The sequence below is a fragment of the Polyangium jinanense genome, assembly GCF_028435365.1.
Map to the genome: position 1 here is coordinate 1 of NZ_JAGTJJ010000127.1, position 11,232 is coordinate 11,232.

10 protein-coding genes are annotated in these 11,232 nt (G+C 68.4%); 5 read left to right on the forward strand and 5 right to left on the reverse strand.

Features of this window, described 5'->3' with window-relative positions; translation table 11 throughout:
- Window positions 1–366 precede the first annotated feature (366 nt).
- Window positions 367–921: a hypothetical protein gene (locus KEG57_RS54585; RefSeq protein ID WP_272460082.1), complete on the reverse strand. Its 555-nt coding sequence runs from the start codon at window positions 919–921 to the stop codon at window positions 367–369.
- Window positions 922–1,074: 153 nt separating this feature from the next.
- Here KEG57_RS54585 and KEG57_RS54590 point away from each other — a divergent pair, with 153 nt between their 5' ends.
- From KEG57_RS54590 to KEG57_RS54605, 4 genes are read left to right on the forward strand one after another with little or no spacing between them, the layout of a single operon-like run.
- Window positions 1,075–2,028: a hypothetical protein gene (locus KEG57_RS54590; protein ID WP_272460083.1), complete on the forward strand. Its 954-nt coding sequence runs from the start codon at window positions 1,075–1,077 to the stop codon at window positions 2,026–2,028.
- A 34-nt stretch (window positions 2,029–2,062) separates the two neighbouring features.
- Window positions 2,063–3,295 carry a CapA family protein gene (locus tag KEG57_RS54595; RefSeq protein ID WP_272460084.1) on the forward strand — a complete coding sequence of 411 codons (1,233 nt, stop codon included), beginning with the start codon at window positions 2,063–2,065 and terminating at the stop codon, window positions 3,293–3,295.
- Window positions 3,296–3,321: 26 nt separating this feature from the next.
- The gene (locus KEG57_RS54600) at window positions 3,322–4,443 is read left to right on the forward strand and encodes a TolB-like translocation protein (RefSeq protein WP_272429091.1); all 1,122 of its coding nucleotides are present in this window, start codon (window positions 3,322–3,324) and stop codon (window positions 4,441–4,443) included.
- On the forward strand, window positions 4,440–5,633 hold the full coding sequence (locus KEG57_RS54605; protein ID WP_272429093.1) for an MYXO-CTERM sorting domain-containing protein: 1,194 nt from the start codon (window positions 4,440–4,442) through the stop codon (window positions 5,631–5,633). Before KEG57_RS54600 ends, KEG57_RS54605 begins: the two co-directional genes overlap by 4 nt.
- Window positions 5,634–5,635: 2 nt before the next feature.
- Here the strand turns inward: KEG57_RS54605 and KEG57_RS54610 are convergent, their stop codons facing one another.
- From KEG57_RS54610 to KEG57_RS54620, 3 genes are all read right to left on the reverse strand, one after another.
- Entirely contained in the window at window positions 5,636–6,835 is a 1,200-nt protein-coding gene (locus tag KEG57_RS54610) for a hypothetical protein (RefSeq protein ID WP_272429095.1), read from the reverse strand.
- A 211-nt stretch (window positions 6,836–7,046) separates the two neighbouring features.
- Window positions 7,047–8,180, reverse strand: coding sequence for an STAS domain-containing protein (locus KEG57_RS54615; protein ID WP_272429096.1), 1,134 nt, complete (start codon window positions 8,178–8,180; stop codon window positions 7,047–7,049).
- 69 nt (window positions 8,181–8,249) lie between these two features.
- Window positions 8,250–9,272, reverse strand: a complete 1,023-nt coding sequence (locus KEG57_RS54620; protein ID WP_272429097.1) for a hypothetical protein — start codon at window positions 9,270–9,272, stop codon at window positions 8,250–8,252.
- A 98-nt stretch (window positions 9,273–9,370) separates the two neighbouring features.
- Here KEG57_RS54620 and KEG57_RS54625 point away from each other — a divergent pair, with 98 nt between their 5' ends.
- The gene (locus KEG57_RS54625; RefSeq protein WP_272460085.1) at window positions 9,371–9,961 is read left to right on the forward strand and encodes a hypothetical protein; all 591 of its coding nucleotides are present in this window, start codon (window positions 9,371–9,373) and stop codon (window positions 9,959–9,961) included.
- Here the strand turns inward: KEG57_RS54625 and KEG57_RS54630 are convergent.
- Window positions 9,958–10,941, reverse strand: coding sequence for a hypothetical protein (locus KEG57_RS54630; protein ID WP_272460086.1), 984 nt, complete (start codon window positions 10,939–10,941; stop codon window positions 9,958–9,960). The two genes, KEG57_RS54625 and KEG57_RS54630, sit on opposite strands and share 4 nt — an antisense overlap.
- Between the last annotated feature and the right edge of the window lie 291 nt (window positions 10,942–11,232).

Sequence of the window (11,232 nt, forward strand, 5' to 3'; positions counted from 1 at the left end):
CATCAGCCGCGGGCTCGAACGACTGGCACCCGCAGCAGAGATGCTACGGGTGCTCAGGGAGAATGGGCTCGCGAGATGAGACCAATGCTCAGGCCAGGGGCTGGACCCGGGGTCGATGAACTGCGCGATGCGCAGTTCATCGAACAGGCCGATTCAAGACCAGCGAAGGCCCTGCCAAACCAAGACGCCGCGCTGACGTGTCGATTGGCAACGCTGTCTGTAGTCTTGCCACCGGCCCGTGGAAGAACTGCGCGATGCGCAGTTCTTCCAACTCGAGTCCAGGGCTTGCCCTGGTTCGGGTCGAGGGGCGAACAGCCCCCGCGGGGCCCGGGGCAGCGCCCCGGCGCGGCGGCCCCAAGGGTGAAATCAGGGCAGAAGCCGCGAGAGGAAGCTCCACTTCGTCGACTGCCCGGACTTCATTGCTAGAACCGCCGTGATGCCGATGACGCCCGCTGTGCACGCCAGGTTGATCGGACCCATCACGCTCAGAAAGCGCATGAGGCCTCTCGCCTTCTCGGGCGTCCGGGCTGACGGCTCGTTGCCCGATTGCACGGGCACGGCGCCTTCTGGGGCCTGCTTGCCGAGCTCCTGACCGCTCAGGATGTTCGCCGCGCCCGTGAGGACGGCGGCGCCGAGCAGGATGTCCTTCGCCAGGACGAGCCCGTGCGTCTCCTTGTCGATCGACCGCCCCGAGATCGCCGCGCGACCGATGAACCACGTCAGCGCCGCGATGCCCAGGCTCGCCGCGGTCACCATGTTGTAGCTGTTCCATGCGTCGTGCAGGACCTGCCCTCGCTCCTGCTCGGAGTCGATGTCCTGGACCGCGCGGTGCAGCGCGAGCTTGCCGAACAGCGGACCACCGAAGCCGGCCGCGAGGCCGAGATCATGCAGCACCCAGGCGGACGTCGAGAGCACGGCCATGGTCATTCTCCCTTCCTGACGAATGCATCGGCCCCGGGGGGACCGTCTTGCACACCGGCGCGACGGTTTGCACGAGCGATGCCGCCGGCTCGACGTGCCCGCCTGGGCGCTCATCGTTGAAATCCCTCGCCCGACGCCTGTACAACGGACCTCGTGAGCCGGATCGACCCCTCCCAGAAGACGCTCGTCGAGCAGCTCCGCGCCCTCGCCGGCGTCTCTGCCGACACGAACGAGTTCGTCATCGTCAAGCAAGAGGGCCGGACCATTCACGTCCGCTTCAGCCCGGGATCGACCGACTCGCTCGACGTCAAGACACCCATCTCGGAGCAGGGCTCCTCGCCGCGCTTCGTCCAGGCGGGGTACCGCAATGGCCGCCGCGAGGGGCCGCTCCTCGTCCCGCGGCCCATGAACCTCGTGCTCCGCAAGGAGACTGCGGCGAATCGCCAGGGCAAGGCCGACGGCGTCGATCGCGAAATTCAGACCGGTGATCCCGCGTTCGACGACGCGGTCTTCATTGATACATTGCTCAACGATGATCTCGTCCGCGCCGTCCTCGCCTCCCCCGACGCCCGCGCCGCGATCCTCTCGCTCCTCGGCGACAATTGCGCGGTGATCCGCATCGACGACTCGACCGCGGGCAACATCTCGCTCGACCTCGTCGAGTTCACCCAGCCCGCGCCCGATCAGCAGCGCGGCGCGCGTATTGTCGACGCCCTCGCCCGCCTCGCCGCGTCCTTGCCTCCCATCCGGGCGAGCGGCGAGACGCCTCCGGTCGACAACCAGTCCGCGGCGGCCACGGCTGGCTGCGTCTTCGCCTTCCTCGGCCTCATCGGCACCCCCATGGCCGTGTACGGCCTCGCGCCGAGCGGCTGCGTCGAATCGGACGGCGAAGGATCGAGCCTCGTGTGCAGCGCGGGCCCGCAATGTTGCGAGCCCCTCTGGACGGGTTTTTTCGTGGGCCTCCTTCTGAGCCTGCCAGTTATCGCTTTCCTCCATCGAATCGTGCGCGGAAAACCGAACTCCTCGACGAGCCGGTTCGTCTTGCAATGCGCCACCCTCGTCGTGTTCGCGGAGCTCGGGCTCGTCGCCTCGCGCCTGTGGCGCTAGGGTCGGCGACGCGCTACCCGGAGGAATCCTCCGCATGGCTCCGCCCCGTATCACCGCTCCCCTCGCCCTCGCGCTCGTCGTGGCCGCGGCCGCGTGTGGGAATGATCGCGAAGGCACCCCGAACCTCGCGCCCGCCCCGATGCCCTCGGCGACCGCGCCCGCGCTCCCGGATCCTCGAGCCGAGGACGCGGGCGACGCTGCGCCGGATGCGCCGAAAACCCCCGCATTCGTCACCGTTTTCGCCGCGGGGGACGTGAGCTTCGGGCGCCTCGTCGGCCAGATCCTCCTGCGCGAGCCGGATCGCGCCCTGTTTGCCCCGATGGAACACCTCCTCCGCGCGGCCGACGTCCGGTTCGTCAACCTGGAGGGGCCCATCAGCGATCAGGGAAACGAGACCGTCTCTCCCGAGAACAACCTCGTCTTCAATGGTCCCCCCGCCTCGGCCGACGTCCTCGCGCGCGCCGGGATTGACGTCGTCTCCACGGCGAACAACCACGCCTGGGATTACGGCAAATCGGCCATGCTGGAGACCCTCGATCACCTCGACCGCGTCTCCGTCCTCCACGCGGGCACGGGCGCGACCCTCGAAAAGGCCTTCGAGCCCGCGATCCTCACGCGCCGCGGGTTCCGGCTCGCTTTCCTCGCGGTCACCGACGTCTGGAACCAGGGCGTCCTCTCCAGACACCCAGGCCGCGCCCACGTCGCCGGAGCCGATCGCGAAGCCCTCGTGCGCGCCGTGCGGGCCCTCCGCGAACGGAGCGACATCGACGCGATCCTCGTCAGTTATCACGGCGGCGAGGAATACCGCGAAGACCCACTTCCCGGCACACGCGCCCTCGCCGAGGCCGTGATCGACGCGGGCGCCGACGCTTTCCTCGGCCACCACCCGCACGTCGTGCAGGGCGTCTCGTTCCACGCCGGAAAGCCCATCGTCTACAGCCTCGGCAACCTGCTCATGCGCATGCACAGCGGCCACCCGTGGACCGAGATGGGCCTCGCCGTCAAACTCGAGCTCGAAAAAGGCGCCCCTCCCCGCCTCTTCGTGTGTCCGTTTCGCATTCACGGCATCGAGCCGATCCCCCTCGCCAAGGATCCTCGACGCAAGGCCTACGAATCTCACTTTTTCGGTCGATTCCAGGCCTTGTCGCGCCGCGTCGGAAGCGCGAGCCTCGGCCCCGCCGGTGAGGACGGATGCGCGCCCGTCGCACTGCCTTCCAGCACCGAAAAGCCGAGATCCGCGGATTCTCCTGCATCGAACTTTCCGTAGTGCCGGCCGGGCATTACCCTTCCTACATGTTCACGCGAAAGCTCCTCCTCGGCCTCGGCGCCTCGTGCGTCGCGGTCGCACTCGCATTCGCTGCCGTCGAACCTCAGGGCACAAAGGCCGCCCACGCCGCCGCGCCGCCCGAAGTCCGCGGACCTCGCGTGGCCGTCCTGGCCACGTTCCCGGGCGCCGAACACACCTCGCTTTATCTCGTCCAGGCCGGCGGAGGCGCGGATCCCGCCCCCGTCGCCACGTTCGCGCACCTGCCCGACGCCGCCGTGCGCGCCGCCGTCGTCCCGGGCACGCCGTACGTGCTCGCGACGGCCGATACCACGCCCTCGCGCGACGCCTCCTTTCATGCCTCCCTCTTCCGCCTGCGACCCCACGCGCCGCCCGAGGCGCTCGTCGATCGGGTCGTCCACGCGAGCCGCCCCCTCGTCACCTCCGCGGGCCGAATCTTCGTCTCCCGCGGCCGCGCCGGCACCGAAATCGAGGGCGGATTGCGCGTCGATCCGCTCACCGTCGACGAGGTCGACCTTTCCACCGGAAAAACCCGCGCCGTCCATGCCGAGCACGGACACCTCCTTTTCCTCGCGGGCGCGGCGGGCAAGGAGATCGTCCTTTATCGTGTCCTGCCCGATCACGCCGACGTCGTCGCCGTCGATCCCGATACGGGTGCCGTGCGTCCCATCGTGAAAAACCTACCGCCCTTCGCCCGCGATTTTTCCATCGACGCGAGCGGTAAAAAGCTCGTCTTCCAGGGCCGCCACGAAACCGACAGCCGCACCTGGGTCATCGACGAGATCGATCTCGCCTCCGGCCATGCGCGCCGCCTCTTTTCGAGCCCGAGCATGACCCTCGCCCCGGCCGTCCTCCCGAGCGGCGGTGTCCTTTACAATCCCCCGGGCCGCGGACTCTCCACGCTCGACGCCGAGGCGCGCGTCGCCGGCCCCCTCGGCCCCGGCGTCGACCTCGTCGCGGCCACGACTGCCGATTCCCGCTGGATCGCCGCCTTGCACACGCAGCCGAGCTCGCTCGCCGTACCTTTCCTCGTCGATACAGAGGCCGGCGTCGCCTCCGTCCTCCCCGCGCCTCGCGGGAGCCGCGTGGCCATTGCCGGGTTTTACCCCGCGAACGGAGGTGCTCTTTGAGCCCCAAGCACCCCCTCGCCGCCGCCGCCTCGCTCGCCCTCCTCGCCGCGAGCGGCGGCGCCGCCGCTTATTGCCCTTCGTATACCGCGTCGAGCCCCGCGAACGATCACGGCTGCGCCATCGAGGCCGTGGCCGGGACGAACCCGACGAACGACGAATGGAACGTCATCTTCGACCTCGTCTCCCAGGGCCCCGCGGCCTGGGGTGACCAGGGCCCCTCCGTCACCGACATCGGCCAGGGCTGCGGCAAACCCGAGCCGTACCAATCCGTCTCTGCGCGTTTCCCTTGCGAATTGCTCAAGGCCCTCACGAAGGTCGAGTCCGGCTGGCGCCAGTTCTGCGTCCCCACCCTGCCCGCGGATCAGGTCGGCGGCGAATCGCGGACCATCATCTCCTTCGATTGCGGTTATGGAATCGGGCAGGTCACGAGCGGCATGCACGTCGGGGAAAACCCGGACTTCGACCGTGAGCGTGTCGCCTCGGATCCGTTCTACAACCTCGCCACGAGCACCCGCATCCTCGCGGCGAAATGGAAGGCGACGAACTGCGTCGGCGACAACCAGCCCAAGATCGTCGAACACTGGTACACGGCCACGTGGGCCTACAATGGTTTGGCGTACGTGAACAATCCGAACAACCCGAACTACGACCCGAACCGCGGTGTCTGGAAGCCGTCCGTGGGCGGCGCCGCGCCGTACCAGGAGAAGGTCTACGGGTTCATGGAATTCAATAGCCAGTGGGAGACGATCGAGCCGGCCTATCCGAACCCCGGCGACATCGGCGGAGGCACGAGCCCGCCCGATCTGCCCGAGCCCGATTGCGCTTCCCCCACGGATTGCGAGAACAAACGCCCGACCCACGTCACGGCGTGCGCGGGAGCCGTCGGCGGAAGTGGCGGCGCAGGCGGAGGCGGAAGCGGCGGCGCGGGCGGCGGCGGTGGAAGCGGAGGCGCAGGCGGAAGCGGCGGCGCAGGCGGAAACGGCGGCACAGGCGGCAGCGGAAACGACGGCGGAAGCGGCCCCGGCGGCGGCCCCGGCACCACGGACGACGGCAATGGCACCGTCCACGGCGTCGTCACGTGTCAGTGCCGCGCCGCGGGCACGAATGATCGGATTCCCGGGTGGCTCGGCCTCGGCTCACTCGCCGTCCTGGCGAGCCTCGGCGCGCGCCGCCGCCGTCCGCGCCTCTAGCCTCATTCGCAGGCGAGCGACTTCATATCCGCCACGCGTTTCGGGAACTCGGTTTCCAGGATGAAATTCGAGATCCGCGTCTCCGGGCCGTTGCGGCTCCTGCCCACGTGCAGGAAGTTCGTCCCCGTATCGCCCGCGTGGCAACCATTGCACGTCGCGATCGAGAACGCCTTGCGGAGGTTTTCGGCCGCGCCGGGGACCTCCCAGGTGAAAGTGTTCGTCGGCACGCGCGACGATCCGCCGTTGAACGGCTCGCCCTTGAACCGGGAGCCTACCTTGTGCGTTCCGTCCAGGATCTTGCGCTCGTTCTGACGAACGAAATCGGCGAGCAGCGTCGTATTGTTGTGGACCAGGTCCGGCGTCAGACCCACGCTCGCCGGCAGCAGTTTCCCTTTGGAGTTGATCTGGAATTGCCGCAGCTCCCACAGGGGCGTCGCGTCGCCGAAGGTCAGGGCAATCTCGTTCGTGCGCAGTTGATTGAGCACGCTCCCCGGCTGCATCCCTTGCCACGACTTCGCGCTCACGAATTTCTCCGTCAGCACCTCGAGCTTCGTGTTGTACTCCGGCCCGAACGGCAGCGCGCCGAGCGCGTGGAATTCGCGTGCCCAGCTCTCCGGCGTCTGTCCCCGGTTCGACGGCAGCCTGTATTCGAAGATCATGGTGAACGGCAGGGCGCGCCCGTCGGGCCCGTGCACGTTGTACACCATGCGCCCCTCGCCCACGCCCTCGCCGACGTTCAACTTCTTGCGTAAATCGAGCCGGTACACGATGGCGAGCAGGGACATCGGCGCCTTGGCGAGATCGTACGTCTTGCCGTCCGCGCTCTTCGCCCGCCAGGGCCCGAGCACGAGCTCTTCCATCCGGGCGCGCGCCTTGATCGTCAGCCCGTCGACGACCTGGTCCGTGAGCCACGTTTCCATGAATCCCTTGATGAACTCCTGCTGGTCGTGGCCTTTCGCCATTTCCTGGACGACATAGCCGAACGACCATTTCCCGAGTCCGGTCGCCCGCGCGTCCTGGATTACCGACAGATCCGTGATGAAAAGCTCCTTCGCGGCATCGACGACGCAATCGGTGAGCGCCTCCTCGTTTTCCCCGATGGGCTCCGCCTCTCCTGGGTCGGAGACCGGCACTTCACCGCAGCCCACCCCAAGCACGAGCGTCAGCGCAACCGTGAACAAACCATGCATGTTACGTTTCATGACTGCCCCCGCCCCTCGCGGAGTAACGCCCGGCCGTCTCGCAGGACAGAATGTCCCGGACGCGCCCCCGCGGGGTTCTATGGCCATCCGGCGCGCTCGGGCCTCCGAGCTTCGCACCGAAAACCTGCTCCCTACGGAACAGCCACCAATATCATGCGCTCATGGTGAGTCGAGAAGCCCCCCTCCCGCACCCCGTGCCCGGAGGGCATTTTTACGTCCGCTCGCACCGCGCCGCCTCGATTCCGTCGCGCAAGCTCCGGAGCAAGAGAATCCCCTCGAGATCCACGTTCGCGTGGACCAACGTCCGCGCAAGCTTCGACGTGATGCCCGTGGCGATGGGGCGCGCCCCGAGCAGGCGAATCGCACGTCCGAGGCGCGCCACCTGCTCGGCCGTCTCCGCCGTGAGCGCGTCCGCTCCGGTCAAATCCAGGATTACGGTCTCCGCGCCCCGCGCGGAGACGGCGTTCAGGATTCGACCTTCCATCTCCAGTGCGCGCGCGGAATCGAGCACCCCGATGATCGGCAGCGCGATCGTGCGCGACGAGACCTCGAGCACGGGCGCCGAGAGGGCCAGGATCTCCTGCTTCTGCCGCTCCACGATGGCGAGCGTCCCCCGAAGCTGCTCCGCGAGCTGCCCTTCCTCGGCCGCGCGCCGCTCCGCCCCGCGCCGCGCCGTCTCGTCGGTGTGGTGCACGAGGATCACCGTCTTGCCCGTCGCCGGATCCGGCAGCGTGCGCGCCTCGACCGCGTGCCAGCGCTCGCCCACGGCCGTGTGCACGGCCGTCTCCAGCGAAAACACCTCGCCCGCCCGCGTCGCCGACAGCAGCGCCTCCGGAATCACATCGTCCGGAAAACGCGCGCGGAATGGCGCGGCGGTCCCGAATGCGCTTTGCGCCGCCGGGTTTTGCAGGACAATCTCCCCTTCCATGTCGAGCAGCGTCACCATCACCGACGTGTGCCGCAGCGCCTCGATGCTTCGCACGAGATCCGGGCTCGGCGCCTTCTCCTTCACGACCGCCTGGATGAGCACACCCGTCCGGCCATCGTCGAGCGGCACGCCCGTCATGAAGAGCTTCATCGTGACGGGCTCGCCCTTTGGATACAGCGTCCATTCCTCCTCGGCCGTCCGGCCCACGCGGAAACCGTCGATGTACCCGCGCATCCGCGTCCGCGTCGACTCCGACATATCGGAGTAATCACGCGCGTAGAGCTCTTCCGGGGTGCTCGCGCGCCAGAGCTCGAGGGCGGGCTTGTTCGCCCAGCGCTGGCGGAAGAAGTCGAGGTCGAACACCCAGGTCGGGACAGGGGAGGATTCCAGGGCGGCGAGCCGTTCGTGAAGCTTCATGGGTCGGGCGTCGACGGGCGACGCAGCACGTCGCAGGGGACCTCGTTTAGGACGGAACCAACGCGGTGTCTACCACGCCCGAGGCCCCTCCCCCAGGCCCGACTCGTGCTGTTCCACGGGCAAACCCGCAATCTCGCGCAGCGCGAGCGGAAAGAAGCTCTCGTTATCCATCGCCCCCGGTGCGCTCCCCGGGTAGCGGCGCTCGATCGAGCGCTTTCCACGCATCGGATCGATCCGGCGGATCACGACCGTCCCGCCTTTCACGTGGATCTCATCCACCTCGATCGCGCTCCATCGCTCCACGCGCTCGCCATCGAAAAGCTCAATGAATTCGCGCCCAATCCGCGCCCGCCGTGAAAGATCCCGCGCGTCCCGCCCGATCTCGAGGGCGCCGTGGGATTCCACGTCCTCGCGCGCCTTCCGGAGCAGCCACTCGTTCCAGGCGCGCTCGGCCGCCACGGCGAACAGATATTCCTGATGCTCCGGCCGCGCCCCGGCCGTGGGCCTCTCGCCCTCGTAAACACCGTGGATCCGGAACGCCACGAAGGCGCCCCGGCGCCCCATCCAGCGCAGATCGAATTCAACGCGGTTCGAATCGCCTTTTTGGCGGGTGCGCACAACCTTTACCAGCGCGCGTGCGTCCTCGAAACGGAGCACCACGCGCGGCAGCGGATCGCCCCACGTGTGGCGCGCGAGCCCGTCCTTGCCCACATACGTGCACGACGCGACCGGGCCATTCACCTCCCACGCGATCGGCGCCGCGAACCACGCCCCCACCGCGGCCGCGACGACCGTCAGCGCCGCGGCGATCGCCTCCGTGAGCGGCGCGCCGACGCCGAGCTGCCGGAGCAGCCACACGAGCATCCCGATGGGCACGAGCGAGACCACGCCCACCGCGACCGCGCTGAACGCCACGAGCACGGACGTCCGCAGGGCCCGCAGAGAAAGCGTCACCGGCTTCTCCCCGGCCTGCATGGTGCTTCCGACCGAACGAACGTCCCCGATCTCCGGCGGAGGCAGGGCGAACACCCGCATCCCGTCGGCCAGGCGATCCCCCGCGTGTGACGTCGCCCGTGGCGCGATCCGTGTCATGCCGTCCCGCGTCGAGGATATCCTCTCCGGCCGCGGCCCGCGAGCCCAACGTTTTCGGCCTTTACGTCGCCGAGCCTCCCGGATTACGCTCTCTCCGCGTGTCGGGCCACCTGAGATCCTTGGGCGCGGATCGCATCGGCGCATGGGCGTATGCGAATGGCTTCGCGTGGAACCCGTTCCCCGGGGAGAGCTGGTTCCGCCCGTGGGAGCCGCACGACAACATCGCCCCTCCGGGCCACTTTCTCCACTCGGTCACGCGACAGACACCTCACGGCCCGTACGTGCTCGTCGAACCCTGGTACGCGCCGGACCTCGAGACCGAGCCGCTCGAACGAACCATCTTCGCCTACGCCGCGCACCCGAACCTCGTGCGCCGCGCGGCCATGCGGGTCGGCGAGCACTTCGTGACGCGCGTCGCTTACCTCGAAAGCGCGCCGCCGCCGAAGGTCCAGATCGGCGACAAACTCTGGGATCAGCACGTCACGACGTTCGCCGCCTCGCCTGTCGAGGCCGCCGCCGCGTTCCCCCCGCGCCTGCGCTCGATGCTCGCGAGCTGGGGTTTTCAGGGGCACCTCGAGATGCGCCCTGGCGGCCTCGTGATCTTCATGGCGGGCCTGCGCCCCGTGGCCGAGCATTACCAGCGCTTGCTCGGCGTGGCGCGCGAGGTGCTGCACGCGACCCTGGGCTAAAAGACGAACGGCACGTCGACCTGCACGATCTTGTACTCGAGGCCGCCGCCCGAGAATCCCGTCGGCAGATCGAGCCCCATCGTCAAGGAGACCGCGGGGCGTAGCCACATCTTGTCGCTCAGCTTGAAGTGCCCGCGGGGCCCGAAGCCGAGCGTCCAGTTGTCGATCCGCGTGGGATCGGTGCCCTTCTCGATGGTCCCGTTCGAGACCCAGAGCTGGTAGCGGAGCTCGGTGCCGATCGAGAGCTGCGGAATCACGAACCACCCGAAATGCAGGCCCGCGGTGAGGTTCGTCCGGGCCGCATCCTTGTCGAGCGTGGCGCCGCGCACGCGGAGGAGCTGCAAGAGCGTCACCTCGGCCTGGAGCGTGATCCCGTTCGCGATGTACCCGATGCCCGCACCGACGATCGGGGTCATGTAGTTGATCTGGAAGAGCGCGTTGTCCATCGAGGCGCGCGCATAGATGCCGTCGAGGTTCGCCGTGCGGGTCGCCATGTCGGGCGTGTCGCCGCCGCCCGTGCCCACGGGGATCGTGGTGGCGGCGAACAGGCCCACCTTCCACGACTCGCCGAGCGGAATCGAGTAGAGCGCGCCGATCGCGGGGTTGATGAACGACGTGGCCTTCGTGCCCTCGGGCCCCGACGTCTCGCTGTGGATCATGCCGAGCCGCACGATGGCGGCGAGGTTCGGCAGGATCTTGTAGCTCCCGAGCAGAAGCACCGGGACCGTGGTCTTCGTCTTCGAGAACGCGAACGTCGTGTCGAGACGAACCACGTTCCCCGCGGTCACCGGCCGGAGCATGAAGGGCAACGAGTACGGCGCCGGGGTCTTTTTCGCCGCGGGCTCCGGCGCGGCAGGCGGGGTCTCCGCCGGGGGGTTTTGTTGCGCGCGCGCTGGAAGGGCGGACGAGAGGCCGCCGAACGCGAGCCCTACCGCAACCAAACGTGACAGCCCACGACGAACCCCAATTCCGTTTTTCACGACCCTACTCTCTCCTCTCCGATCCCAACGTATCCGAGAGCAAGCGCAAGGTGCGAAAAATCCGAGCCGTGTTCGTGCGCGGCTTGGCGTGCCAGACCACGGCGGCTCGACCCGACCCCGACGCGCGCGACCGCTGCGCGGGCAAACCATAACGTTCGATACTCCTCTTCTTGGGGCCGCCGCGCCGGGGCGCTGCCCCGGGCCCCGCGGGGGCTGTTCGCCCCTCGACCCGAACCAGGGCAAGCCCTGGACCTCAGGGGGAAGAACTGCGCGATGCGCAGTTCTTCCCAC

Coding starts and splice junctions, on each gene's coding strand:
- KEG57_RS54585 (WP_272460082.1), bottom strand. CDS start 921: ATGGCCGTGCTCTCGACGTCCGCCTGGGTGCTGCATGATCTCGGCCTC.
- KEG57_RS54595 (WP_272460084.1), top strand. CDS start 2,063: ATGGCTCCGCCCCGTATCACCGCTCCCCTCGCCCTCGCGCTCGTCGTG.
- KEG57_RS54600 (WP_272429091.1), top strand. CDS start 3,322: ATGTTCACGCGAAAGCTCCTCCTCGGCCTCGGCGCCTCGTGCGTCGCG.
- KEG57_RS54610 (WP_272429095.1), bottom strand. CDS start 6,835: ATGAAACGTAACATGCATGGTTTGTTCACGGTTGCGCTGACGCTCGTG.
- KEG57_RS54615 (WP_272429096.1), bottom strand. CDS start 8,180: ATGAAGCTTCACGAACGGCTCGCCGCCCTGGAATCCTCCCCTGTCCCG.
- KEG57_RS54620 (WP_272429097.1), bottom strand. CDS start 9,272: ATGACACGGATCGCGCCACGGGCGACGTCACACGCGGGGGATCGCCTG.